This window comes from Pseudomonas sp. YeP6b (genome assembly GCF_025642995.1).
Taxonomy (GTDB): domain Bacteria; phylum Pseudomonadota; class Gammaproteobacteria; order Pseudomonadales; family Pseudomonadaceae; genus Aquipseudomonas.
Genome location: NZ_CP080090.1, coordinates 4,542,378 through 4,564,828, shown reverse-complemented (window position 1 = coordinate 4,564,828; position 22,451 = coordinate 4,542,378). Strand labels below are relative to the sequence as shown.

Annotated in this window: 29 protein-coding genes; 16 read left to right on the top strand and 13 right to left on the bottom strand. The window is 58.1% G+C overall.

The genetic code is table 11. The features are described 5' to 3' along the window. Positions 1 to 134 precede the first annotated feature (134 nt). The 4 genes from KZH41_RS20470 to KZH41_RS20455 form a co-directional block, all read right to left on the bottom strand. Entirely contained in the window at positions 135 to 1,535 is a 1,401-nt protein-coding gene (locus tag KZH41_RS20470) for a heavy metal sensor histidine kinase (RefSeq protein WP_094952250.1), read from the bottom strand. Then, positions 1,532 to 2,203: a heavy metal response regulator transcription factor gene (locus KZH41_RS20465; protein ID WP_094952249.1), complete on the bottom strand. Its 672-nt coding sequence runs from the start codon at positions 2,201 to 2,203 to the stop codon at positions 1,532 to 1,534. The genes KZH41_RS20470 and KZH41_RS20465 overlap by 4 nt, the downstream gene beginning before the upstream one ends. A 42-nt stretch (positions 2,204 to 2,245) precedes the next feature. Further along, entirely contained in the window at positions 2,246 to 2,506 is a 261-nt protein-coding gene (locus KZH41_RS20460; RefSeq protein ID WP_094952248.1) for a DUF2790 domain-containing protein, read from the bottom strand. Between the two features lie 112 nt (positions 2,507 to 2,618). Continuing rightward, positions 2,619 to 3,389, bottom strand: a complete 771-nt coding sequence (locus tag KZH41_RS20455; RefSeq protein ID WP_094952247.1) for an alpha/beta fold hydrolase — start codon at positions 3,387 to 3,389, stop codon at positions 2,619 to 2,621. A gap of 217 nt (positions 3,390 to 3,606) precedes the next feature. On the opposite strand from KZH41_RS20455, the gene KZH41_RS20450 reads away from it, so the two are divergent. Then, the gene (locus tag KZH41_RS20450) at positions 3,607 to 4,284 is read left to right on the top strand and encodes an HAD family hydrolase (protein WP_242151082.1); all 678 of its coding nucleotides are present in this window, start codon (positions 3,607 to 3,609) and stop codon (positions 4,282 to 4,284) included. Positions 4,285 to 4,302: 18 nt separating this feature from the next. On the opposite strand, the gene KZH41_RS20445 is transcribed toward KZH41_RS20450, so the two are convergent. The 3 genes from KZH41_RS20445 to csrA all read right to left on the bottom strand — a co-directional run bounded on the left by KZH41_RS20445 (position 4,303) and on the right by csrA (position 5,358). Further along, positions 4,303 to 4,599: a hypothetical protein gene (locus KZH41_RS20445; protein ID WP_263273594.1), complete on the bottom strand. Its 297-nt coding sequence runs from the start codon at positions 4,597 to 4,599 to the stop codon at positions 4,303 to 4,305. A 93-nt stretch (positions 4,600 to 4,692) separates the two neighbouring features. After that, the gene (locus KZH41_RS20440; protein ID WP_094952244.1) at positions 4,693 to 4,956 is read right to left on the bottom strand and encodes a hypothetical protein; all 264 of its coding nucleotides are present in this window, start codon (positions 4,954 to 4,956) and stop codon (positions 4,693 to 4,695) included. 207 nt (positions 4,957 to 5,163) lie between these two features. After that, positions 5,164 to 5,358, bottom strand: a complete 195-nt coding sequence (csrA, locus tag KZH41_RS20435; protein ID WP_003192511.1) for a carbon storage regulator CsrA — start codon at positions 5,356 to 5,358, stop codon at positions 5,164 to 5,166. Positions 5,359 to 5,620: 262 nt separating this feature from the next. Between csrA and KZH41_RS20430 the strand changes: the two genes are divergently transcribed. Continuing rightward, entirely contained in the window at positions 5,621 to 5,986 is a 366-nt protein-coding gene (locus KZH41_RS20430; protein ID WP_263275124.1) for an SPOR domain-containing protein, read from the top strand. Between the two features lie 111 nt (positions 5,987 to 6,097). Here the strand turns inward: KZH41_RS20430 and KZH41_RS20425 are convergent, their stop codons facing one another. The 3 genes from KZH41_RS20425 to KZH41_RS20415 all read right to left on the bottom strand — a co-directional run bounded on the left by KZH41_RS20425 (position 6,098) and on the right by KZH41_RS20415 (position 8,288). After that, positions 6,098 to 6,790, bottom strand: a complete 693-nt coding sequence (locus KZH41_RS20425; protein ID WP_094952242.1) for an endonuclease — start codon at positions 6,788 to 6,790, stop codon at positions 6,098 to 6,100. 4 nt (positions 6,791 to 6,794) lie between these two features. Next, positions 6,795 to 7,046 carry a DUF1654 domain-containing protein gene (locus KZH41_RS20420; RefSeq protein WP_094952241.1) on the bottom strand — a complete coding sequence of 84 codons (252 nt, stop codon included), beginning with the start codon at positions 7,044 to 7,046 and terminating at the stop codon, positions 6,795 to 6,797. 153 nt (positions 7,047 to 7,199) lie between these two features. Continuing rightward, the gene (locus KZH41_RS20415) at positions 7,200 to 8,288 is read right to left on the bottom strand and encodes an asparaginase (RefSeq protein WP_094952240.1); all 1,089 of its coding nucleotides are present in this window, start codon (positions 8,286 to 8,288) and stop codon (positions 7,200 to 7,202) included. 495 nt (positions 8,289 to 8,783) lie between these two features. Between KZH41_RS20415 and KZH41_RS20410 the strand changes: the two genes are divergently transcribed. From KZH41_RS20410 to KZH41_RS20380, 7 genes are read left to right on the top strand one after another with little or no spacing between them, the layout of a single operon-like run. Continuing rightward, positions 8,784 to 9,743, top strand: coding sequence for a sugar ABC transporter substrate-binding protein (locus KZH41_RS20410; protein WP_094952239.1), 960 nt, complete (start codon positions 8,784 to 8,786; stop codon positions 9,741 to 9,743). Between the two features lie 57 nt (positions 9,744 to 9,800). Next, positions 9,801 to 11,354 carry a sugar ABC transporter ATP-binding protein gene (locus KZH41_RS20405; RefSeq protein WP_094952238.1) on the top strand — a complete coding sequence of 518 codons (1,554 nt, stop codon included), beginning with the start codon at positions 9,801 to 9,803 and terminating at the stop codon, positions 11,352 to 11,354. Further along, positions 11,351 to 12,328 (top strand): ABC transporter permease, encoded by a 978-nt coding sequence (locus KZH41_RS20400; RefSeq protein WP_094952237.1) that lies wholly within the window; start codon positions 11,351 to 11,353, stop codon positions 12,326 to 12,328. Before KZH41_RS20405 ends, KZH41_RS20400 begins: the two co-directional genes overlap by 4 nt. A 3-nt stretch (positions 12,329 to 12,331) precedes the next feature. Then, a complete protein-coding gene (locus tag KZH41_RS20395; protein ID WP_094952236.1) occupies positions 12,332 to 13,354 on the top strand; it encodes a LacI family DNA-binding transcriptional regulator in 1,023 nt (340 codons plus the stop codon). Between the two features lie 23 nt (positions 13,355 to 13,377). Further along, positions 13,378 to 14,295 (top strand): ribokinase, encoded by a 918-nt coding sequence (gene rbsK, locus KZH41_RS20390; protein ID WP_263273593.1) that lies wholly within the window; start codon positions 13,378 to 13,380, stop codon positions 14,293 to 14,295. Then, positions 14,292 to 14,696 (top strand): D-ribose pyranase, encoded by a 405-nt coding sequence (rbsD, locus tag KZH41_RS20385; RefSeq protein ID WP_094952234.1) that lies wholly within the window; start codon positions 14,292 to 14,294, stop codon positions 14,694 to 14,696. The genes rbsK and rbsD overlap by 4 nt, the downstream gene beginning before the upstream one ends. Positions 14,697 to 14,722: 26 nt before the next feature. Then, positions 14,723 to 15,751, top strand: coding sequence for a nucleoside hydrolase (locus KZH41_RS20380; protein ID WP_094952233.1), 1,029 nt, complete (start codon positions 14,723 to 14,725; stop codon positions 15,749 to 15,751). 34 nt (positions 15,752 to 15,785) lie between these two features. On the opposite strand, the gene KZH41_RS20375 is transcribed toward KZH41_RS20380, so the two are convergent. Then, entirely contained in the window at positions 15,786 to 15,998 is a 213-nt protein-coding gene (locus tag KZH41_RS20375) for a hypothetical protein (protein WP_263273592.1), read from the bottom strand. A 172-nt stretch (positions 15,999 to 16,170) separates the two neighbouring features. Between KZH41_RS20375 and KZH41_RS20370 the strand changes: the two genes are divergently transcribed. Together KZH41_RS20370 and KZH41_RS20365 are read left to right on the top strand one after the other, a co-directional pair. Beyond that, positions 16,171 to 16,476, top strand: coding sequence for a hypothetical protein (locus tag KZH41_RS20370; protein WP_094952232.1), 306 nt, complete (start codon positions 16,171 to 16,173; stop codon positions 16,474 to 16,476). Positions 16,477 to 16,620: 144 nt separating this feature from the next. Continuing rightward, a complete protein-coding gene (locus KZH41_RS20365; RefSeq protein ID WP_242151073.1) occupies positions 16,621 to 16,941 on the top strand; it encodes an I78 family peptidase inhibitor in 321 nt (106 codons plus the stop codon). A gap of 74 nt (positions 16,942 to 17,015) precedes the next feature. Here the strand turns inward: KZH41_RS20365 and KZH41_RS20360 are convergent, their stop codons facing one another. Next, complete coding sequence (locus KZH41_RS20360) at positions 17,016 to 17,228, bottom strand: cold-shock protein (RefSeq protein ID WP_003234260.1); 213 nt, start codon at positions 17,226 to 17,228, stop codon at positions 17,016 to 17,018. Between the two features lie 289 nt (positions 17,229 to 17,517). Continuing rightward, positions 17,518 to 17,832, bottom strand: a complete 315-nt coding sequence (locus KZH41_RS20355) for a hypothetical protein (protein ID WP_094952230.1) — start codon at positions 17,830 to 17,832, stop codon at positions 17,518 to 17,520. A gap of 368 nt (positions 17,833 to 18,200) precedes the next feature. On the opposite strand from KZH41_RS20355, the gene thrS reads away from it, so the two are divergent. From thrS to pheS, 5 genes are all read left to right on the top strand, one after another. Then, positions 18,201 to 20,123: a threonine--tRNA ligase gene (gene thrS / locus KZH41_RS20350; protein WP_263273591.1), complete on the top strand. Its 1,923-nt coding sequence runs from the start codon at positions 18,201 to 18,203 to the stop codon at positions 20,121 to 20,123. Then, positions 20,123 to 20,674, top strand: a complete 552-nt coding sequence (gene infC / locus KZH41_RS20345) for a translation initiation factor IF-3 (RefSeq protein ID WP_172979313.1) — start codon at positions 20,123 to 20,125, stop codon at positions 20,672 to 20,674. Before thrS ends, infC begins: the two co-directional genes overlap by 1 nt. 60 nt (positions 20,675 to 20,734) lie before the next feature. Then, the gene (gene rpmI / locus KZH41_RS20340; protein ID WP_002553160.1) at positions 20,735 to 20,929 is read left to right on the top strand and encodes a 50S ribosomal protein L35; all 195 of its coding nucleotides are present in this window, start codon (positions 20,735 to 20,737) and stop codon (positions 20,927 to 20,929) included. Between the two features lie 29 nt (positions 20,930 to 20,958). Further along, on the top strand, positions 20,959 to 21,315 hold the full coding sequence (gene rplT / locus KZH41_RS20335; RefSeq protein WP_053257052.1) for a 50S ribosomal protein L20: 357 nt from the start codon (positions 20,959 to 20,961) through the stop codon (positions 21,313 to 21,315). A 109-nt stretch (positions 21,316 to 21,424) separates the two neighbouring features. Next, a complete protein-coding gene (gene pheS, locus KZH41_RS20330) occupies positions 21,425 to 22,441 on the top strand; it encodes a phenylalanine--tRNA ligase subunit alpha (RefSeq protein ID WP_094952229.1) in 1,017 nt (338 codons plus the stop codon). Positions 22,442 to 22,451: the final 10 nt, after the last annotated feature.

Sequence of the window (22,451 nt, the reverse complement as noted above, 5' to 3'; positions counted from 1 at the left end):
ATAGTGTTTTCTCTCCAAAGCATTACACCTGTTCAAAATGTGAGATAGCGCTTGGGAAAGAAGAATAGTCGGAGTCGACGCTCATTGTGAGCGACAATTTTTTGCAAAATAACACACGGTTCTGGTCGGGGCTTTCAGGCTTCCCGCCTCGGGAAAAACAACTCAAAACAGGTCACCCCCGCCTGGCTGGTGACGCTGTAACGACCGTTATGCAATTGCATGATGGTGGCAACAATCGATAACCCCAGCCCATTGGACTGGGCTGAACGTTCCCGTGATTCGTCTACCCGGTAGAATCGCTCAAACAACCTGGGCAGATGCTCGGCGGGGATGGTTTCGCCCCTGTTGCTGACGCTCAGGCTGATGCCTTCTGCAGTGGGCGTCGCTCGAATGACCAGCTCCGAACCCGGCGCGCCGTACTTGATGGCGTTGGCACACAAGTTTGCCAGCGCCCGGCGCAACAGCATCGGTTCGGCCCAGATCAACCCTTCGCCCTGCGCGAGAATGCTGATACCCACATCGCTCGCCAACCCGTCGAAGTAGTCAGTCATCCGTTGCACTTCATCCGCCGCACTGAGTTCCTGGCGCTGGCGCAGGGCGCTGGCCGGGTCGGTGCGGGCAAGGAACAGCATGTTGTCGAGCATCCGCGCCAATCGTTCGAGCTCTTCGACGTTGGAAGCCAGCAGTTGCTGGTAGCTCTCGATAGTGCGGCTCTGCTGCAAGGCGACTTGGGTTTCGCCCAGCAGGTTGTTGATCGGCGTGCGCAGTTCGTGAGCCATGTCGGTGGACACCTGGCCCAGTTGCACAAAACCCTTGGCCAGCCGCTCGAGCATGGTGTTGAACGAGTCGATCATCGGCAGCAGCTCTTTCGGCGCGCCGTGGCTGTCGAGGCGTTCGGCCAGGTTGCCTACGCCGATGCCTTGGGCGTGTGTGGCCAGGCGCCGCAATGGCAGCAGCCCACGGTACACCAGCAGGTAACCGACTAAGGCGAGGATGACCGCTGCGATGCTGGCCAGGACAAACACGCTCAAGCGATAGTTGGCGAGCATCGCGGTGCGTTCGGTCATCAAGCGCCCGGTGGTGACCTGCAGGCTGCCAAGGTCGCCCGAGTCGATGGAGGCGGCCACGGTGGCGAAGGGTACGCCGTTAACGCCGGGTAAATGGTGCACGTCGGAAAAGCCCAGTTCATGGTCTTTTGGCACAGGAGGCACGGACGGCATGTCGATGTTGCCTGGGTTAACCAGCAGCAATGGCTTCTGGCCGGGCGCCGCGATGCTTAGCACCGACTCGCTGTTGCCCAGCATGTTCTGGAACAGCTCCGGCTTGGTCTTGATCAGGTCCAGGGTGTTGCTGTCGTTGAGTAGGTTGCGCAACTGGTCGGCGCGATAGATCAGCGCCGCGTCGTCACGCTTGATCAGTTCACGCTCAAGCTCGCGGTACAGCGCCACGCCCAGGGTGGCCAGCAGGGCGAAGGCGAGCAGGGCGAAGATCAGCGCCAGGCGCAGGGTCAGCGAATAGTGGCGGCGAGTGTTCATGGCTGCGTGTCGAAGCGGTAGCCAATGCCGCGCACGCTGTGGATCAACTTGAGCTGGAACGGGTCATCGATTTTCAGGCGCAGGCGCCGCACGGCGACATCGACCACATTCGTGTCGCTGTCGAAATTCATGTCCCAGACGCGCGAGGCAATCATCGAGCGTGACAGCACTTGGTCTTGATGGGTGGCGAACAGGTGCAGCAGGGCGAACTCCTTATTGGTCAGGGTGATGCGCGTACCGGCGCGGGTGACGCGACGTTTGAGTACGTCGATTTGCAGGTCGGCGATGTGAAGGTGTTCTTCTTCGCGGCTCGGGCCGCGACGGGTCAGGGTGCGCAAGCGCGCGACCAGCTCGGCGAAGGAGAACGGCTTGATCAAGTAATCGTCGGCGCCCAGTTCCAGGCCTTTGATGCGGTCGGCGATGTCGTCACGGGCGGTCAGGAACAGCACCGGCGTGTCGGCTTCTTTGCGCAGGCGGCGCAGCACTTCCCAACCGTCCATTTTTGGCATCATTACATCCAGCACGATCACGTCGAATGGCGTTTCCAGCGCCTGGTGCAACCCGTCCACGCCATCACGGGCAAGGCTCACGGAGTAACCCAGTTCCTGCAGGCCGTTGAGTAAGTAATTACCGGCCTTGGGTTCGTCTTCGACTACGAGGATGTTCATGGGAAATGCCCTGGTGCTGTGCGTGGCGCAAGTGTAGCCCGATCAATTGTCACTGGCGCAACCGGTGCCCTGTACCTGGTAGTCCAGCACATGTTCACGGCCTTGGTGGTCGAGGTAGTCGAGGCGGGCGGGGACGATGCCGCATTGGCCGTAGGTGTCGGTGCTCGACAGCACTTTATCGACGTCCAGGTGCACGAAAAAACCGGTCTTGTCGTGGATCACGCTCGTGGCAGGGGTTGTGTCGGCGGCAAACGCGGAACCGCTGGCAAGCAAAGCGGCAAAGCCTAAGGTAAACAGTTTCATGGCAGTAGCTCTCTTTAAGGGTTGGCTGCCGGGTCTTGGCAGTGAGTTCACAGTAACCAGGCGCCCCAAACAGCCAACCAACAGGATCATGACAAGTTCGTAATGAAGGGATTTAAGGTTGGCGACCGGACGCTTCGAGGATCAGGTCGGTGATTTCCTTGGCGTGGGACACCAGCGACAAGTGGCTGGACGGCAGCTCGAGGGTGGTGGCGTTCATGCGTTTGGCGAGGAAGCGTTCCAGGTCTGGGCTGATGGTCTGGTCGTTGCTCGACACGGCGTACCAGGACGGCTTGGTGTGCCAGGCGGCGTTGACGGTGCGGCCGCTGAACAACGTCTTGGTGATCGGTTGTTGCACGGCGTACAGCTCCAGCGCCTTGGCGCGCGGCACGTCGGCGGCGAAGTACTTGAGGAAGGCGTCCTGGTTCAGGGTGAGGTAGCCGTTGTGATCCTCCACGCCGGCACGCACCGGCATGGTCGGGTATTGGGCGGAGAGTGCGACGAAGTCTTCGTTGGCGTCCGGCGCGCGGGCGGCGACGTACACCAGTGCGCTGACCTTCGGGTCGACCCCGGCGTCGCTGACCACGGTACCGGCGTAGGAATGGCCGACCAGCACGGTAGGGCCGTCCTGTTGGTCCAGCACGCGGTGGGTGGCGGCGACGTCATCGGCTACCGAGGTCAGCGGGTTTTGTACGGCGGTCACGTGCAGGCCGGCAGCCTGGAGCCGGGTGATCACCTCGGACCAGCTTGAACCGTCAGCCCAGGAGCCGTGGACCAGCACTACGTTGTTGGCTTTGACCGGCGAGACCGTGCTGGCCATGGCGGTACCGGTGCCCAGTATCAACAGGCTGGCGGCGATCAGGCAGAGTTTGCTGGCAGGTTTCATGGCTTGGACCCTTTTCATCAGTGGGAAGCGGCGTCAACCGGTGTAGGTGACTGAGGACTCCACTGTATGAAGTGAGGGTGCTGATAAGACTTACAGCTTCATTACAAGCGTGTAATGGATTGGAATGGGTATTCGTGCTCAGCGTTTACAAGCACGGAGGGGAGCCGTAGATTGCATCGGGGTCAGCATTTGTTACCGATTAAAAGGAAGCCAAGCAGTGTCCAGTCCCGGTCCAGCCGTATTTACCCAACGTTTCCGCGCCTTCCTGTTCGATATGGATGGGACCCTGCTCAACTCTATCGCTGCTGCTGAGCGGGTGTGGAGCATCTGGGCTGAACGCCACGGCCTGGATGTGGTGGCCTTCTTGAGCACTATTCATGGTGCGCGGGCCATCGATACCATTACCCGTCAAGCGCTTCCCGGCGTCGATCCTGAGGCTGAAGCGCAGTGGATCACCGAGGCGGAGTTGAATGATGTCGAGGGTGTTGTTGCGCTTCCCGGCGCCATCGAATTTTTAAACCGTTTGCCCGGCGATCAATGGGCGTTGGTGACCTCTGCGCCCAAGGAGCTGGCCTTACGCAGGCTGCACGCTGCGGGTATTTCCCCGCCGGCGGTGCTGGTCACGGCCGAAGATGTGGGGCGCGGCAAGCCGGACCCGGCCTGCTATGTGCTGGGCGCGCAGCGTCTGGGCGTACCCGTGCAGGACTGCCTGGTGTTCGAGGATGCGCCGGTGGGCATTCGAGCAGGGGAGGCGGCGGGAGCGACGGTAGTGGTGGTGACTTCGACGCACCTGACGCCGATGGTCACACAGCATGCTGCTATTAATGGGTATGAGCAGGTGCAGGTCCTGCGCGATGGTGACGGCATGCTGTGTTTGCAGAACGTCGCGGGCTGAAACGAAAAAGCCGAGCCGTTACCGGTCTTTGCCTTCTTGCGAAGAGGTGTGATCAGGTGAAGTTTGCAGCCGGTTGCTGCGCATTCCCTGGCGCGACATCACCCTCTCCCTGAGGATTTCATTGGCAAGCCGGGCAATCGCTTCGACGCCGTGATAATGCGCGCGCACGATTCCGGTAATCGCAAAATGGTCGGTCTGCGGGCCACTCAGGATGGCCGAGAGTGTGCTGTCGGCGTGGAGCGTACAGGTGATTTTGTAGCTGGGCAGACGGGCTGCCAGTGCAGATTCGATCTCGGATTTGCTGAGGGTATCCATCTGCTTAATGCCTATGACTGATCGTGCAAGCCCAAGCACAGATCTTGCTACGGGGCTGTAAATACCGGCGATTTGATAGCGTGTTACCGCCCATCAGCCTACAGACTTTTGATGTGTGCGGTGATCGGCTCGCTGGCACAATTTGCGTTGGATGGTCACCTGTATTGGCTTTAAACAGAACACAAACAGGTAGCCGCACAAGAACAGCGTCAGGTCCAGCCAGGGGGGAGCGTCACTGGCACTTGTACCTTCAATCTCGTACCTCAAGCCATATTCCAGGCCTGCAAAAACCAGCGCGATCAGCAGTGCGATCATCCAGGAATGGGTGACAAAGTGTTGCATTGAGGTGCGCCTCATCGACGTACTCCTGAGTGCGCTCAGATGTCGGCAGAATGGGTCACAAGATTTGGCTGTGCAGCCCGCCACAAGTTTCAGGAGTGAAGAAGGTTTCATCTTGTACTGACGATGAAGAGACGAGGCTCTGGGCGCAAGAAAGCGCTAAGAGGCCGAAAGGGTCTTCGCCAGCCGTTACAGTGAACGAAAAGGCTGGCTACTGAGGGCGCTTCAAGGCGTCTGGTTTTTGTCCGGTGCAGTCAGGCCGGCCTGGATGCGCTGGTAAATCTCCTCGCGATGCACGGCAACGTCCTTGGGTGCGTTGATGCCGATTCGTACTTGCTGGCCGCTAACGCCCAGGATGGTGATCGTAATGTCATCACCGATGTTTATGCTTTCACCGACTTTGCGGGTGAGTATAAGCATGGACTTCTCCTTGATTACTTTTAAGGACACATGTTTCAGACAGGGCAGGTGTCGGATGTGTGTAGCTTACTGCTAAGCGCTTCCCTGTGACTGCCTCTTTTAGGACGCATAGAGGCGACATTAATTCCCATGCCGGCATCATACAGGTCTGCGATACATCATTCGCATTGTTTAAGCCAACGTTTATGACGGCCAGAATAGACAGTGAATGATAAAGTTGCCTCTTTATCCTTAAAGGAGCAGCGCAGTGCGTAAAGTAGCGATGGCAATGGCGGTGTTGGCATTGGCTGGTTGCGGTGAAGGCAAACCTGTCGAAGCGCCCAAGGCCAAGCCTGCCGTGACTGAAAGCCAGCCACAAAACGGTGCGATTGCCGCTCAGGAATGGGACGTTTGGGTCGGGCCGCCGGACCACAAGCTGCAGGCACTCACTGACCTGACCGCCTGGTTGCTGGAACATGGGTTCAATTTTTACATCGTGAAGGTAGACGGCAAGGATGAGGTATTGCTGGGGCCGTTCGCCAGCAAGGCCGAGGCCGAAGCCAAGCAGGCGCTATTGACCGAAAAGCTGGCCCGCGCCAAGAAAAACGACACCGAGTCGCAGGTTATCGAGCACAAGACTGCGCAGTAACGTAGGGGCTGGCCATTGTAGGAGCGAGCTTGCTCGCGAAAAGCTCAAAGCCGCCGCGTTTATCCAAGATACGCGCGTTATCGTTGACGTCTTTCGCGCGCAAGCTCGCACCTACACGCCGCAGGCCTTCAGGTTCACTGCGCCGACAAACTCATTGCCACGCCCCATTACACAAGCCACCGTTTGGTTGCGCTGGCGTTCCCAGGCTTGCACCGGGTAAGTCTTGTTCCAAGCCTCGTACAGTTGGCGATCCTGTTTGGACAGGCGCAGGCCGTATTGTTTGCTCATGTAGAAATACGTTCGGGCAATCATCCCGCGAATGGATGGGCGCGGCATGACCTTCTTGGCCTTGAAGTCCACCTGGGTCAGGCATGAGCCGTACTGACCGCGTTGAACCGGCAGCCAGCCAAAACTGAAGTTGTTACGGTCGCCATTAACCTCACCGATGCTCGGCACCAAGTTGTGCAAGTCCGCTTCGGCGCGCTTGAACACGTCATCAACGCGCGTACAGTTTTTGCGCCCACCGTTCTGCCAGCACTGGCGCTGGTGCCCGATCTGCCAGGCCGGGACGATATGCTCCCATTCGATACGTGCGGCGCGGTTGGCATTTTTGCGTGGGATGTAACCGCAGGCTTTCAAATTCACCCGGTTGCCGGTGTATTTGCAGCCGCAGTAAAACTCCGTGGATTGTGGGGCGTAGAGCTTCCAGGCGACTTTCTTGGCTTCGCTGAAGGTTCGAGGCGCCTGGGCGTTGGCGCTAATGGCAAAAAACAAACAAAACAAAGCAGTCAAGCGGGCACTCATTGAATCAATCTTCCTTCGGCACAACCCAGAAAATTTGCACGCCGCCGTCGTCCCGATAGGCGAGGGTGACGTTGTCGTTCTCTGCAATTTCTTCCAGCAAGCGCGCCCATTCCTCTTCCGGTTCCTCCGGCAAACGGAAGATCAACGCTGCCTTGGCTTTCTGGGCATTGGTCGAATTGATGATTTTTTGCACGCGAACGGCCAGGCTTGCGTAGGCATCAGGTGGGGTTGGTGCTGCGGAAGAGGACTTTGCCACGGAGCATTCCTTAGTTTTCTGTATGTGTATACAGTATTTAACTATGAGGAATTTCGCAACTGCTTAAAATTCAAGACATTCGAGGGCGGCTGTAGCGGGGCGGTGTGGGGAGATAGAGGCGAGTAAACTCGCCCCTACAGGTGTCACCAGGAATCAATATTCCCAGAACATCCGTTGCAGCTCTTTGCTGTCCTGGGTCTTGGTCAGGGCAACCATCGCCAGAATCCGCGCTTTCTGCGGGTTCAAGTCATGGGCAGCCACCCAGTCGTACTTGTCGTCAGGCTGTTCGGCATTGCGCAGTACGAAACCGCCGGCATTCACGTGGGAAGAGCGAATGATCTGCACGCCTTGCTTGCGCAGTTCCTGCAGGGCAGGCACTACCTTGGAAGACACCGAACCGTTGCCGGTACCCGCATGGATGATGGCTTTGGCGCCGGCCTGGGCCAGGGCCTTGACGGCGGTGTCACTCACGTTGCCGTAACCGTAGGCGATTTCCACGTCCGGCAGGCTCTTGATGGTCTTGATGTCGAATTCAGAATCCATGGTGTGGCGCTTGGCAGGCAGGCGGAACCAGTAGGATTTGCCTTCAACCACCATGCCCAGTGGGCCCCATGGGCTCTTGAACGCTTCGGTCTTGATGTTGATCATCTTGCTGACGTCGCGACCCGATTGGATCTCGTCGTTCATGGTGACTAGCACGCCCTTGCCGCGTGCATCTTTGCTGCTGGCCACGGCCACGGCGTTGTACAGGTTGAGCATGCCGTCTGCCGACATCGCGGTGCCTGGGCGCATCGAGCCGACTACCACGATTGGCTTGTCGGTTTTTTCCACCAAGTTCAGGAAGTAGGCGGTTTCTTCCAGGGTGTCGGTACCGTGGGTGATGACGATGCCGTCCACGTCCTTGTTGTCGGCCAGTTCAGCAACACGGCGACCCAGTTGCAGCAGGTTTTCATTGTTGATGCTTTCGGAAGCAATTTGCATCACTTGCTCGCCGCGCACATTGGCGATCTGGCTAAGCTCAGGAACACCGGCGATCAACTGCTCGATGCCGACTTTGGCCGCCTGGTAGGTAGCGCTGTTGGCGGCGCTGGCGCCGGCCCCGGCAATTGTGCCGCCGGTGGCGAGAATCACCACATTGGACAGTTTGGTCTTGGTTTCAACGTCCTTTGCCTGGGCGGCAACGGGGAACAGCAGCAGGAGGGCGAGGGCGCCCGGAACAAAGGTCTTCAGTGCAGATTTCATTATTTTTCTCTCTGGCTTTTGATGAGTGCTGTAGCCGGTTCATCTAGAACACCCGGGCAGTTCTGAACGCCGCCGAGGTGCTGAGAAAGAGCAGGATTTGTACCAAGCCGATTGTGTCTGTAAATATAATTTAACGTGTTGATTTAAAACAATTTATGTTGATTTTTCAGATTGATCGGAAAGACGCCTGTCCGGCTTTCCGAACGACAAGACAGTATTACGTTCGGTTGTCCGAAAACCACGATGGAATATCGACAGGTTGTGTATGACCTGGGTGTCACGGCCTGTCGCTTTAGAGAACGACTGGGGGAGGGCGATGTTTAATCAGATCAATGGTAGGGCGTAGGTGCAGAGGCCAAAGGGCTTGGATGAAAGACGTTTTTCACCCGTTGACAAATCTCGGCAAGGTTCTCATAGTTTGAACAACGCAAACGTTTGCGAGATGTTTCATTGTGCAAGCGTTGCTCACAATAATCATAAGATCGGAGTGAACCCATGAAGCTGCCATTTGCTGGACGTCTTCTTGCTGTCGCTGTGCTTGCTGCCGCATCCGCTGCTCTACCTATTTCCTCTGCATTTGCTGATGACGCCGCCGCCAAACCCAAGGTCGGCCTGGTGATGAAATCCCTCGCTAATGAATTCTTCGTCACCATGCAGGACGGCGCCAAGTCCTATCAGAAAGAACACGCCGCCGACTTTGACATGATCACCAACGGTATCAAGAACGAAACCGATACCAGTGCACAGATCGATATCGTCAACCAGATGATCCTCGCCAAAGTAAACGCCATCGTGATCGCCCCTGCCGACTCCAAGGCATTGGTGACCGTGCTGAAGAAAGCTTCCGATGCTGGCATCAAGATCGTCAACATCGACAACCGCCTGGATCCGGACGTACTGAAAAGCAAAAACCTCAATATCCCGTTCGTAGGCCCGGACAACCGCAAAGGCTCCAAGCTGGTGGGTGACTACCTGGCCAAACAACTGGCCTCGGGCGATAAAGTCGGCATCATCGAAGGTGTACCGACCACCACCAACGCCCAACAGCGCACCGCAGGCTACAAGGATGCGATGGACGCCGCTGGTATGAAGATTGTCTCCACCCAATCGGGCAACTGGGAAATCGACCAGGGCCAGAAAGTCGCGTCTGCCATGTTGAGCGAATACCCGGACCTCAAGGCACTGTTGGCGGGTAACGACAACATGGCGCTGGGCGCTGTCTCTGCCGTACGTGCAGCGGGCAAGGCCGGCAAAGTGCTGGTCGTGGGCTACGACAACATTGAAGCCATCAAGCCGATGTTGCAGGACGGCCGGGTCTTGGCGACCGCCGACCAGGCCGCTGCTCAGCAGGCCGTATTCGGTATCCAGAACGCGCTCAAGCTGGTCAAGGGTGAGAAAGTCGATGCCAAAGATGGCGTGATCGAAACCCCGGTCGAACTCGTTCTCAAGAAGTAATCCTGGCAGTACCCAACAGCGCCCGCTCGTCCTGAGCGGGCGCCTGGAGATTTTCCTATGTCATCTTCCGCCCCGAACGCTGTCCTCTCGGTCAGCGGTATCGGCAAGACCTATGCCCAACCGGTTCTATCCGACATCACCCTCACGCTCAATCGCGGGGAAGTGCTGGCGCTGACCGGTGAGAACGGCGCAGGTAAAAGTACGCTGTCGAAAATTATCGGCGGGCTGGTCACGCCGACCACCGGGCACATGCAGTTCAATGGTCAGGATTTCCGCCCCGGCAGCCGCACTCAGGCTGAAGAGCTGGGCGTGCGCATGGTCATGCAGGAACTCAATCTGCTGCCAACACTGACCGTGGCCGAAAACCTGTTCCTGGATAACCTGCCCAGCAAATGTGGTTGGATCAGCCGCAAGCAATTGCGCAAAGCCGCGATCGAGGCCATGGCCCAGGTCGGCCTGGATGCGATCGACCCGGACACCCTGGTTGGCACCTTGGGCATTGGCCATCAACAAATGGTCGAAATCGCCCGCAACCTGATCGGCGACTGCCATGTTCTGATCCTCGACGAGCCCACGGCGATGCTGACCGCGCGTGAAGTCGAAATGCTCTTTGAGCAAATCACCCGCCTGCAGGCCCGAGGCGTGGCGATCATTTATATTTCGCACCGGCTGGAAGAACTGGCCCGTGTCGCCCAGCGTATTGCGGTATTGCGCGACGGCAAGCTGGTCTGCGTCGAGCCGATGGCCAATTACAACAGTGAGCAACTGGTCACCTTGATGGTTGGTCGCGAGTTGGGTGAAAAAATCGACCTGGGCCCGCGCACCATCGGCGGTCCCGCCTTGACCGTGAAAGGGTTGACCCGCTCGGACAAGGTTCGTGATGTGTCCTTTGAAGTGCGCGCCGGTGAGATCTATGGCATCTCCGGCCTGATCGGCGCTGGCCGCACTGAGTTGTTGCGACTGATCTTCGGCGCGGACCTGGCGGACAGCGGCACTGTCGCCTTGGGTTCGCCGGCCAAGGTGGTGAGCATCCGTTCCCCGGTGGATGCGGTCGGCCATGGCATCGCCCTGATCACCGAAGACCGCAAAGGCGAAGGCCTGCTGCTGACCCAGTCCATCAGCGCCAACATTGCCTTGGGCAACATGCCGGAAATCTCCGGCGGCGGTGTGGTGAACAGCCGCGACGAAACCGCCTTGGCCAAGCGTCAGATCGATGCCATGCGCATTCGCAGCTCCAGCCCGGCGCAGCTGGTGTCCGAGCTGTCGGGCGGCAACCAGCAGAAAGTCGTGATCGGCCGTTGGCTGGAGCGCGATTGCGCGGTGATGCTGTTCGATGAACCGACTCGGGGTATCGACGTCGGCGCCAAGTTCGACATTTATGCCTTGCTCGGCGAATTGACTCGCCAGGGCAAAGCGCTGGTGGTGGTCTCCAGTGATCTGCGGGAACTGATGCTGATCTGCGACCGCATCGGTGTGTTGTCCGCCGGGCGCCTGATCGAGACCTTCGAGCGCGACAGCTGGACCCAGGACGAATTGCTCGCCGCCGCCTTTGCCGGCTACCAAAAACGTGACGCGCTGCTCAATGACGCAGTGCTTAGGGAAACCCCATGAAAACCACAACTTCCCCCGGTAAAACCGGCGGTAACTTCTACGGCCTGGGCACCTACCTGGGGCTGGCCGGCGCTTTGTTGGCGATGATTGCGCTGTTCTCGGTGCTGAGCGACCACTTTCTGTCCTATGACACCTTCAGCACCCTGGCCAACCAGATTCCGGACCTGATGGTGCTGGCGGTGGGCATGACGTTCATCCTGATCATCGGCGGCATCGACCTGTCGGTAGGTTCGGTGCTGGCATTGGCCGCATCGGCGGTCAGTGTGGCGATTCTCGGCTGGGGCTGGAGCGTTCTGCCGGCAGCGCTGCTCGGCATGGGCTGCGCCGCGTTGGCTGGCACCATCACGGGCTCGATCACCGTGGCTTGGCGCATTCCGTCGTTCATCGTGTCGCTCGGTGTGCTGGAAATGGCGCGTGGCGTGGCCTACCAGATGACCGGCTCGCGCACCGCCTATATCGGTGACTCGTATGCCTGGCTGTCGAACCCGGTTGCCTTCGGGATTTCACCGTCGTTTATCATCGCCCTGCTGGTGATCATCGCCGCTCAGTTGGTGTTGACGCGCACGGTGTTTGGTCGCTACCTGATCGGTATCGGCACCAACGAAGAGGCCGTGCGCCTGGCCGGGATCAATCCAAAGCCCTACAAGATCCTGGTGTTCAGCCTGATGGGCCTGTTGGCCGGTGTGGCGGCGCTGTTCCAGATTTCGCGCCTGGAAGCGGCGGACCCGAATGCCGGCTCCGGCCTGGAACTGCAGGTGATCGCCGCTGTGGTCATCGGCGGTACCAGCCTGATGGGCGGGCGCGGTTCGGTCATCAGTACGTTCTTCGGTGTGTTGATTATTTCGGTATTGGCCGCCGGCCTTGCGCAGATCGGTGCCACCGAGCCCACCAAACGCATCATCACCGGTGCTGTGATCGTGATTGCTGTAGTCCTCGACACCTACCGCAGCCAGCGCGCCAGTCGGCGGGGCTAAACCATGGCAACGATCAAGGATGTGGCAGCGCTTGCAGGTATTTCCTACACCACCGTGTCGCATGTGGTGAACAAGACGCGGCCGGTCAGCGAACCTGTGCGGATCAAGGTGGAGGCGGCGATCAAGCAGCTCGACTACGTGCCGAGTGCGGTCGCGCGATCGCTCAAGGCCAAGACTACCGCCACCATCGGCTTGTTGGTGCCCAACAGTCTGAACCCGTATTTTGCGGAGTTGGCCCGGGGGATCGAGGATTACTGCGAGCGTAATGGCTATTGCGTGATCCTCTGCAACTCCGACGACAACGCTGAAAAGCAGCGCAGTTATTTGCGCGTGTTGCTGGAGAAACGCATCGACGGCTTGATCGTCACCTCGGTGGGGGGCGACGACAGTGGCCTCGCCGCTGGCTTGAGTGCGGTGCGCACGCCCATGGTGATCGTCGACCGTGCGCTGGACGGCATTGATGTCGACCTGGTGCGCATCGACCACGAGGAGGGCGCTTACCTCGCGACCCGGCACTTGCTCGAACTCGGTCACCGCGACATCGCCTGTATCGGTGGCCCCGGCCACACCCGCGTGGCGCAGATGCGTTTGGCGGGGTATCACCGCGCGCTGCGTGAGGCGGGCGTGGAAGTGGCGGCGAATCGCACCTTGGAAAGCGACTTCACCAGCACCGGCGGATATGCGGCGGCGGTGCAGTTGCTGTCGGAAAATCCGCCCAGCGCGATATTCGCCAGTAACGATATGATTGGTTTCGGCGTGTTACGTGCCGCGGCCGAGCGCAATATTCGCGTGCCTGGCGAGCTGTCGGTGATCGGGTTCGATGATATTCAAATGGGCCGTTACGTGTACCCCGCGTTGACCACGGTCGGGCAGTCGATCGTGCAACTGGGCGAGACGGCCGCCGAGCTTTTACTGCGACGAATTGCAACACCCCAACTGCCGATCGATCAACGCATCGTGACGCCGAGTATTGTTTTGCGTGAGTCGACGGCGCCCTTTGCCGGTGTGTTCGCCCAATACCGCTGAACCGAATTGATGAGTAATGATGTATGCCCGCAAAAGTAGTGGTAATAGGCAGCTTGAACATGGACCTGGTCACCCGCGCCAGCCGGTTGCCACGCGCCGGTGAAACCCTGATCGGCCAAACGTTTTCCACCGTCCCCGGTGGCAAGGGCGCTAACCAGGCGGTGGCTGCGGCGCGTCTTGGGGCGGATGTGGCGATGGTCGGCTGCGTCGGCACGGACGCCTACGGCACCCAGTTGCGCGAGGCTTTATTGGTTGAGGGCATTGATTGCCAGGCTGTGAGCACCGTCGACGGTTCCAGCGGCGTGGCGCTGATTGTGGTGGATGACAGCAGCCAGAACGCGATTGTGATCGTGGCTGGCAGTAACGGTGAGCTGACCCCCGACTCGTTGCAAGTCGCTGATGCGGTGTTACAAGCCGCCGAGGTGATCGTCTGCCAGCTGGAAACCCCGCTGCACACCGTAGGCCATGCCCTGAAACGCGGTCGTGAATTGGGCAAAACGGTGATCCTTAACCCGGCGCCGGCCAGTGGCCCCTTGCCTGCCGAGTGGTACGCCTCGATCGATTACCTGATTCCCAATGAAAGTGAAGCCAGCGCATTAAGTGGCGTGACGGTCGACTCCCTCGACAGTGCCAAGGTCGCCGCAACGCAGCTGATCAAGGCGGGTGCCGGCAAGGTCATCATCACCCTCGGTGCTCAGGGCGCGTTGTTTGCCGATGGCCAAGGTTTTGAGCATTTGGTGGCGCCCAAGGTCAAGGCGGTGGATACCACGGCTGCCGGCGACACCTTTGTCGGTGGTTTTGCCGCAGCGCTCGCCAATGGCAAGAGCGAAGCCGAGGCCATCCGCTTTGGCCAGGTGGCGGCAGCCTTGTCCGTGACTCGCGCCGGTGCGCAACCCTCTATTCCTACGCTGCACGACGTGCAAGGTTTTGTGCCCTCATGAAAAAGACACCTCTGCTCAATATTGCCCTGTCGCGCGTGATCGCATCTCTCGGTCACGGCGACATCCTGGTGATCGGCGATGCCGGCCTGCCTGTGCCGCCAGGTGTCGAGCTGATCGACCTGGCGCTGACCCAGGGCATTCCCGACTTCATCAGCACCCTGCGCATTGTGCTCAGCGAAATGCAGGTGGAAAGCCATGTGTTGGCCGAAGAAATCCTGCTCAAGCAACCGCCTGCGCTCGCCGAACTCAACAGCCTGACTGAGCAGGCAGCCCTCGGCGAGCGCCGTCTGGTCAGCCATGAAGAATTCAAGCAACTGAGCCGCAAGGCCCGCGCCGTGGTGCGCACTGGCGAGTGCCAGCCTTATTGCAATATCGCGCTGGTGTCCGGCGTAACCTTCTAGAGTTCCCCTACGACAAGGAGTGTTTCATGCAACGTGGTCTTCCAACCCTGAAAAACCTGTTTCGGAGTGTCCTGCTTTTGTCCGCGCTCACTGCAGCCAGCGCCCATGCGGCGGAAAAAATCGACCTGATCATCGACACCGACCCAGGCGCCGACGATGTGGTGGCGTTGCTGTTTGCAATGGCCTCACCCCAGGAATTGAGCATTCGTGCACTGACCACCGTCGCCGGTAACGTGCGCCTCGACAAAACCTCCCGTAACGCGCGACTGGCCCGTGAGTGGGCAGGGCGCGAGGATATTCCGGTGTACGCAGGCGCACCCAAACCGATGCTGCGCACGCCGATCTACGCCGAGAACATTCACGGTAAGGAAGGTATCTCCGGCGTTGCCGTGCACGAGCCGAAAAAAGGCCTGGCTGAGGGCAATGCCGTTGATTACCTGATCAAGACCCTCAGCACCGCCAAGCCGCACAGCATTACCATCGCCATGCTCGGCCCACAGACCAACCTGGCATTGGCGCTGACCCAGGCGCCGGAAATCACTCAAGGCATCAAAGAAGTGGTGGTGATGGGCGGTGCGCACTTCAACGGCGGCAACATCACGCCGGTGGCTGAGTTCAACTTGTTCGCGGACCCTATCGCGGCTGAGATCGTGCTCAAAAGTGGCGTCAAGCTGACTTACCTGCCGCTGGACGTGACCCACAAGGTGCTGACCAGTGACGCGCGGATGAAACAGATCGCCGACATCAAGAACAACGCGAGCAAAGTCGTTGGCGATATTCTGAATGAATACGTCAAAGGCGACATGGAGCACTACGGCATCCCAGGCGGCCCAGTGCACGATGCCACGGTCATTGCCTACCTGCTCAAGCCTGAGCTGTTCAGCGGGCGTGAAGTGAACGTGGTGGTGGACAGCCGTGAAGGCCCGACCTTCGGCCAGACCATCGTCGATTGGTACGATGGCCTGAAACAACCGAAGAACGCGTTCTGGGTTGAGAACGGCGACGCCCAAGGCTTCTTCGATCTGCTGACCGAGCGCCTGGCGCGTCTGAAGTAATGAGTTTGCCGGTCGGCGTTCGCCGGCCGGTTCTTTATTCGCGCTCGGGGTTGTGAGCGCCCATGTGATCGGCCGGGTACTTCTCGAATATCTGGCCGATGAACGCCTGAGCGGCCTGAGTGCCGAGCTCTTTGACCAGCAGGTCGAGTCCAATGATTGCCAACTCCTCCGGGCTTCCGGGGCTGTAGGAGCTTTGTCCTTGGGGCCACTTGGCTTTGATGTCGGCTTGGAGGGTAACAGTGGTCATGGGTGTCTCGCGGAGTTGGAAGTACTGGGCAGTGCGCTAAAACGCGGTTCTTACCGGGGCAGTTAACCATTTTTGGCGGGCGTATGGCACTGCTACTTAGGCATGAGATGCTTCGGGATGAGGCAGACGCTGTGCGACACTGTGCCTCAATTTAATTGCCGGGGAACGCCAGGTGCAGATCGATTTGAAAAACCCCGAGAACCTGACGCTGGACGCTGTCCGTCAGCTGCTGGCCAGTGCCAGTGACGATGAACATACGCAGTTGCGGGTCACTAAGGCCGGTGTCGCCTACATTTCTTCAGGGGTGGTGGGTGGCACTGATATTGGAGGCTTGCTGTTTCGTCTTGAAACCTGGGCCAAAGGTTCTGGTTACGTCGGTAACGTCGCGGCCAGCGATGAAGTCTGGGTCATGCAGATTTTCAACGCGCTCAAGCAGAACTGGCCAACACCGCCGTTCGACTACATCGACATCTACTGAATACGTTCATATCTGGTGACGATTGACTGAGCGAATGCTCGCCCTGAGTCAGGCAGACTTGCCTACGGGCGATTTACGTCTTGAAACCAATCTGCCAGATCGCTGTCGCACGATCTCTGTCCATTTTTAATCATAGGAGGCTTCATGCCTTGGAAGCTCGCATCATTCGGTACTTTGTTGGCAGCACTCGCTTTGGCGGGTTGCAGCACCCCAGGTGCCTCTGAGCCAGCCAAAGACGCCGCCGTGACCGATGCTGGTCATAGCCGCTGTGAGTCGAAAGCTGCCGAGTTCGCGATCGGCCAGAAAGCCTCGCCTCAACTGCTGGATCAGGCGCGTACCCGTGCCGGTGCGCAGAACGCGCGGATCCTCAGGCCTAGCGACATGGTCACCCTGGAATACCGCTCAGACCGCCTGAACCTGAGCACCGACGATAACTTGGTGATCACGCGGGTCAACTGCGGCTGAGCACCTCGCGGCTTTTGCAACGCGCATAAAAAACCCCGTCACATGGACGGGGTTTTTTTTAGCTCAGCGGAGAATTACTCGCCGCGAACCTGTGCAGCTTGCATACCCTTTTGGCCTTTCTCAGCCACGAAGGAAACGGTTTGGCCTTCTTTCAGGCTTTTGAAACCGTCGCTTTCGATAGCTTTGAAGTGTACGAACAGGTCGTCACCGCCACCTTGAGGAGTGATGAAGCCGAAGCCTTTTTCATCGTTGAACCATTTAACGGTGCCGGTTTGGCGATTAGACATGGTGTATCTCCAAGAAACATATATTTTCAGTAGTGCTGTGCTGCTCAGGCCAACTGGGCACACCGAGCTATCATAGTCGAAATGTTCGACTTGGGAGCCCCCCCAAGGCATTGTTTGCTAATCAATAGCGTTGCGTTTAGTGCTTTGGTCGGCTGAAAGCCCCGATCTACGGGGCTTTCGCGCGAAATATCAGCTGTTAAAAAAAGCCGTAAAAGCTGCGTAATTTGTGAGAAATAGCAGTTTTCAGGCGGTTTTTTCAGCACGGCGACCGTCTGATCAGTGGTCGATCTTACTTTTTCTTCACCACTTTGCAGGACGAAATGGCCGCGACAGCTTTGTTTTTAAGCTGCGGGCTGGCGTTCTGGTTGGTCATGAGCTCTTTGATTTCTGCAGTGCTCAATTCGGCGTTGATCTTGTCCGCGCCACATTCGCAATGGTCTTTGGCGGTTTTGGCGTCTACGTTCTGGCTGGCAGCTGCGCTGCAGTCTTTGACGAAGCTGTCACGTGCGCCCGCTGGCCAGTTCGACGGGGCAGCGGCCTGCGCGCCGAGGGAAAGAATAGTCAGGGATGCGGCGAGAGCGAGGGATGAGGTGAAACGCATCATGTGGATGCTCCTTTGGGTCGAGGACGAACGGCGATTCTCGGGGTGTTTGAGGCGTGGCGTACAGCTCAAGTTCACTTTTGCAGCTATAAAGCCTGGAATTTGTCTTTACACAAGATAGCGTCGGCGCGATGACCGTTCATCTGTGCTAGGATCTTGCGCTTGGCTAAATACGGGCGTGCCAATTGCCGCCTTGCCATGTTTCTTTTTAGCTCACTCCAGTCACTCTGGTTCGATTATCGGTTGGCCGAAAGGCTCCTGCCGCTGTAAGGCAGGCGTTCAGCAATGAACGGCCTGGTGTTGGATCTTGTACTGGCTCATCCCAACCCACGTGACCTTTGGTAGGGGTCACCACTAGGAGAGGAGGCGCCATGCCAACTATTACTCTTCCCGACGGCAGTCAACGTTCATTCGATCATTCGGTTTCAGTCGCCGAGGTCGCCGCATCCATTGGTGCAGGCCTGGCCAAGGCCACCGTGGCCGGCAAGGTCGACGGCAAGCTGGTTGACGCCAGCGACCTGATCACCTCAGACGCCAGCCTGCAAATCATCACGCCCAAGGATCAAGAGGGGCTGGAGATCATTCGCCACTCTTGCGCGCACCTGATTGGCCATGCGGTCAAGCAGCTGTACCCGACGGCGAAAATGGTCATCGGCCCGGTCATCGATGAAGGCTTCTATTACGACATCGCCTACGAACGTCCTTTCACGCCGGACGACCTGGCCGCGATCGAGCAGCGCATGCACGCGCTGATCGAAAAAGATTACGACGTGATCAAGAAGGTCACCCCGCGGGCTGAAGTGATCGACGTGTTCACTGCTCGTGGCGAAGACTACAAGCTGCGTCTGGTGGAAGACATGCCGGACGAGCATGCCATGGGCCTGTACTACCACGAAGAATATGTCGACATGTGCCGCGGTCCGCACGTGCCGAACACACGCTTCCTCAAGTCGTTCAAGCTGACCAAGTTGTCCGGTGCCTACTGGCGCGGCGACGCAAAGAACGAGCAACTGCAGCGGATCTACGGCACTGCCTGGGCTGACAAGAAGCAGCTGGCGGCCTACATCCAGCGCATCGAAGAAGCCGAGAAGCGCGATCACCGCAAGATCGGCAAGCGCCTGAACCTGTTCCACCTTCAGGAAGAAGCGCCGGGGATGGTGTTCTGGCACCCGAACGGCTGGACCCTGTACCAAGTGCTCGAGCAGTACATGCGCAAAGTGCAGCGCGAAAACGGCTACCTGGAGATCAAGACTCCCCAGGTCGTTGATCGCAGCCTGTGGGAGAAATCCGGGCACTGGGCCAACTACGCCGACAACATGTTCACCACTCAGTCGGAAAACCGCGACTACGCCATCAAGCCAATGAACTGCCCGTGCCACGTGCAGGTGTTCAACCAGGGCCTGAAGAGCTACCGCGAGTTGCCGATGCGCCTGGCCGAGTTCGGTGCCTGCCACCGTAACGAGCCATCGGGTGCACTGCATGGCATCATGCGTGTGCGCGGCTTCACTCAGGACGACGCCCACATCTTCTGCACCGAAGAGCAGATGCAGGCTGAATCCGCTGCGTTCATCAAGCTGACCATGGACGTTTATCGCGATTTCGGTTTCACCGAAGTCGAAATGAAGCTGTCCACTCGTCCGGAAAAACGCGTCGGTTCCGACGAGCTGTGGGATCGCGCCGAAGCTGCACTGGCCGCAGCCCTAGACAGCGCGGGCCTTGCGTACGATTTGCAGCCGGGTGAGGGCGCCTTCTACGGTCCTAAAATCGAGTTCTCGCTGAAAGATTGTCTTGGCCGTGTCTGGCAATGTGGTACTTTGCAGCTCGATTTTAACCTGCCGATCCGTTTGGGAGCCGAATACGTCTCCGAAGACAACAGCCGTAAACACCCGGTTATGCTGCACCGGGCGATCCTCGGCTCGTTCGAACGGTTTGTCGGGATCCTGATCGAGCACTACGAGGGTGCATTCCCCGCGTGGCTGGCTCCGACCCAGGCAGTGATCATGAATATCACTGATAAACAGGCCGATTTTGCTGCTGAAGTTGAAAAAACTCTCAACGAAAGCGGATTTCGTGCCAAGTCCGACTTGAGAAATGAAAAGATCGGCTTTAAAATCCGTGAGCATACTTTGCTCAAGGTTCCCTATCTTTTGGTTATCGGAGATCGGGAAGTCGAGATGCAGACTGTCGCTGTGCGTACTCGTGAAGGTGCTGACCTGGGCTCGATGCCCGTCGCCCAGTTCGCTGAGTTCCTCGCGCAAGCGGTTTCCCGGCGTGGTCGCCCAGATTCGGAGTAATTATTATTAAGCGTGAAATGAGACAAGATAAACGAGCTGCACCGAAAGCCCCGATCAACGAGAATATCTCGGCACGCGAGGTTCGGTTAATTGGCGCTGACGGCGAGCAGATTGGCATCGTCTCGATTGATGAAGCGCTTCGTATTGCTGAAGAGTCCAAATTGGACCTGGTGGAAATCTCCGCCGACGCAATCCCACCCGTTTGCCGGGTGATGGACTACGGCAAGTCGATCTTCGAGAAGAAGAAGCAGGTTGCCGCAGCGAAGAAGAACCAGAAGCAGATTCAAGTAAAAGAAATCAAGTTTCGTCCAGGGACGGAGGAAGGGGATTACCAGGTAAAACTGCGCAACCTGGTACGTTTCCTGAGTGATGGGGACAGGGCCAAGGTATCCTTGCGATTCCGCGGCCGTGAGATGGCCCACCAGGAGCTGGGGATGGAACTCCTCAAGCGGGTTGAAGGTGACCTGCTGGAGTACGGTTCCGTCGAGCAGCATCCTAAGATGGAAGGACGCCAGCTGATTATGGTCATCGCCCCGAAAAAGAAGAAGTAATCAACAGGGCACGGCAGGCCTTCTGATTATGTTTATCAACTGAATGCGGAGTATCCGAACATGCCAAAGATGAAGACTAAAAGTGGTGCTGCTAAGCGGTTTCTGAAAACTGCTAACGGTATCAAGCACAAGCACGCTTTCAAGAGCCACATCCTGACCAAAATGTCGACCAAGCGTAAGCGTCAATTGCGCGGTAGCAGCTTGCTGCATCCGTCTGACGTGGCAAAAGTCGAGCGCATGCTGCGCCTTCGTTAATTTTGGATCAAGAATAGAGGAAGTAACTCATGGCTCGTGTAAAGCGTGGCGTCATTGCCCGTAAACGTCACAAAAAAATTCTGAAACTCGCTAAAGGCTACTACGGCGCACGCTCACGCGTATTCCGTGTTGCCAAGCAAGCGGTAATCAAGGCAGGCCAATACGCCTACCGTGACCGTCGTCAGAAAAAACGTCAGTTCCGCGCTCTGTGGATCGCTCGTATCAACGCTGGTGCACGTGTTAACGGTCTGTCCTACAGCCGTTTCATCGCTGGCCTGAAAAAAGCGTCCATCGAAATCGACCGTAAGGTTCTGGCTGAACTGGCCGTGAACGATAAAGCGGTGTTTGCTGCGATTGTCGAGAAAGCTAAAGCCACCTTGGCTTAAGTACCCCCGACAGTCACCTTGGGTTACTCCTGTAGCTCAAGGTGGTAAACGTCATAAATAGGGGAAGAGCCTTCAAGCTCTTCCCCTATTTTGTATCTGGAGTCTGTACATGGAAAACCTGGACGCGCTCGTCGCTCAAGCTCTCGAGGCTGTGCAAAGCGCTGAAGATATCAATGCCCTGGAGCAAATCCGGGTTCACTACCTTGGCAAAAAAGGTGAATTGACTCAGGTGATGAAGACCCTGGGGAATTTGCCGGCTGAAGAGCGTCCGCAAGTCGGTGCGCTGATCAACGTCGCCAAGGAGCGTGTCACTGAGGTTCTCAATGCGCGCAAGGCGTCGCTCGAGGAGGCCGATCTTGCGGCCAAGCTCGCCGCCGAGTCCATTGACGTGACCTTGCCTGGCCGTGGCCAGGCCTCGGGCGGTCTGCATCCGATCACCCGGACTCTGGAACGTATCGAGCAGTTCTTCACCCACATCGGCTACGGCATTGCCGAAGGCCCTGAGGTCGAAGACGACTATCATAACTTCGAGGCGCTCAACATCCCAGGCCATCACCCGGCCCGGTCGATGCACGACACCTTCTATTTCAACGCGAACATGCTGTTGCGCACCCATACCTCGCCGGTACAGGTCCGCACCATGGAAGCGACCAAGCCGCCGATCCGCATCGTCTGCCCAGGCCGTGTGTACCGTAGCGACTCCGATATCACCCACTCGCCGATGTTCCACCAGGTTGAAGGCCTGCTGGTTGATCGCGATATCAATTTCGCCGACCTCAAAGGCACCATCGAAGAATTCCTGCGGGTGTTTTTCGAGAAAGAGCTGGCGGTGCGTTTTCGTCCATCGTTCTTCCCGTTCACCGAGCCGTCCGCTGAAGTCGATATGGAATGCGTGATGTGCAGCGGTAAAGGCTGCCGTGTCTGCAAACAGACCGGCTGGCTGGAAGTGATGGGCTGCGGCATGGTTCACCCCAACGTACTGCGCATGTCCGGGATCGACCCGGAAGAGTTCTCGGGCTTTGCCTTCGGCATGGGCGTTGAGCGTCTGGCCATGCTGCGTTACGGCGTGAACGACTTGCGTCTGTTCTTCGACAACGACTTGCGGTTCCTCGCGCAATTTCGCTAGTCGTAACGAA

Excerpts from the sequence above, each read along its gene's own strand:
- KZH41_RS20360 (WP_003234260.1), bottom strand. The coding sequence starts at position 17,228 with ATGTCTAATCGCCAAACCGGCACCGTTAAATGGTTCAACGATGAAAAA.
- KZH41_RS20460 (WP_094952248.1), bottom strand. The coding sequence starts at position 2,506 with ATGAAACTGTTTACCTTAGGCTTTGCCGCTTTGCTTGCCAGCGGTTCC.
- thrS (WP_263273591.1), top strand. The coding sequence starts at position 18,201 with ATGCCAACTATTACTCTTCCCGACGGCAGTCAACGTTCATTCGATCAT.
- KZH41_RS20380 (WP_094952233.1), top strand. The coding sequence starts at position 14,723 with ATGCAACGTGGTCTTCCAACCCTGAAAAACCTGTTTCGGAGTGTCCTG.
- KZH41_RS20365 (WP_242151073.1), top strand. The coding sequence starts at position 16,621 with ATGCCTTGGAAGCTCGCATCATTCGGTACTTTGTTGGCAGCACTCGCT.
- KZH41_RS20470 (WP_094952250.1), bottom strand. The coding sequence starts at position 1,535 with ATGAACACTCGCCGCCACTATTCGCTGACCCTGCGCCTGGCGCTGATC.
- KZH41_RS20375 (WP_263273592.1), bottom strand. The coding sequence starts at position 15,998 with ATGACCACTGTTACCCTCCAAGCCGACATCAAAGCCAAGTGGCCCCAA.
- rplT (WP_053257052.1), top strand. The coding sequence starts at position 20,959 with ATGGCTCGTGTAAAGCGTGGCGTCATTGCCCGTAAACGTCACAAAAAA.
- KZH41_RS20445 (WP_263273594.1), bottom strand. The coding sequence starts at position 4,599 with ATGGATACCCTCAGCAAATCCGAGATCGAATCTGCACTGGCAGCCCGT.
- KZH41_RS20355 (WP_094952230.1), bottom strand. The coding sequence starts at position 17,832 with ATGATGCGTTTCACCTCATCCCTCGCTCTCGCCGCATCCCTGACTATT.
- KZH41_RS20415 (WP_094952240.1), bottom strand. The coding sequence starts at position 8,288 with ATGAAATCTGCACTGAAGACCTTTGTTCCGGGCGCCCTCGCCCTCCTG.
- KZH41_RS20430 (WP_263275124.1), top strand. The coding sequence starts at position 5,621 with ATGGCAATGGCGGTGTTGGCATTGGCTGGTTGCGGTGAAGGCAAACCT.
- KZH41_RS20400 (WP_094952237.1), top strand. The coding sequence starts at position 11,351 with ATGAAAACCACAACTTCCCCCGGTAAAACCGGCGGTAACTTCTACGGC.
- KZH41_RS20410 (WP_094952239.1), top strand. The coding sequence starts at position 8,784 with ATGAAGCTGCCATTTGCTGGACGTCTTCTTGCTGTCGCTGTGCTTGCT.
- pheS (WP_094952229.1), top strand. The coding sequence starts at position 21,425 with ATGGAAAACCTGGACGCGCTCGTCGCTCAAGCTCTCGAGGCTGTGCAA.
- KZH41_RS20440 (WP_094952244.1), bottom strand. The coding sequence starts at position 4,956 with ATGAGGCGCACCTCAATGCAACACTTTGTCACCCATTCCTGGATGATC.
- KZH41_RS20455 (WP_094952247.1), bottom strand. The coding sequence starts at position 3,389 with ATGAAACCTGCCAGCAAACTCTGCCTGATCGCCGCCAGCCTGTTGATA.
- csrA (WP_003192511.1), bottom strand. The coding sequence starts at position 5,358 with ATGCTTATACTCACCCGCAAAGTCGGTGAAAGCATAAACATCGGTGAT.
- KZH41_RS20405 (WP_094952238.1), top strand. The coding sequence starts at position 9,801 with ATGTCATCTTCCGCCCCGAACGCTGTCCTCTCGGTCAGCGGTATCGGC.
- KZH41_RS20395 (WP_094952236.1), top strand. The coding sequence starts at position 12,332 with ATGGCAACGATCAAGGATGTGGCAGCGCTTGCAGGTATTTCCTACACC.
- KZH41_RS20465 (WP_094952249.1), bottom strand. The coding sequence starts at position 2,203 with ATGAACATCCTCGTAGTCGAAGACGAACCCAAGGCCGGTAATTACTTA.
- rbsD (WP_094952234.1), top strand. The coding sequence starts at position 14,292 with ATGAAAAAGACACCTCTGCTCAATATTGCCCTGTCGCGCGTGATCGCA.
- KZH41_RS20425 (WP_094952242.1), bottom strand. The coding sequence starts at position 6,790 with ATGAGTGCCCGCTTGACTGCTTTGTTTTGTTTGTTTTTTGCCATTAGC.
- rpmI (WP_002553160.1), top strand. The coding sequence starts at position 20,735 with ATGCCAAAGATGAAGACTAAAAGTGGTGCTGCTAAGCGGTTTCTGAAA.
- rbsK (WP_263273593.1), top strand. The coding sequence starts at position 13,378 with ATGCCCGCAAAAGTAGTGGTAATAGGCAGCTTGAACATGGACCTGGTC.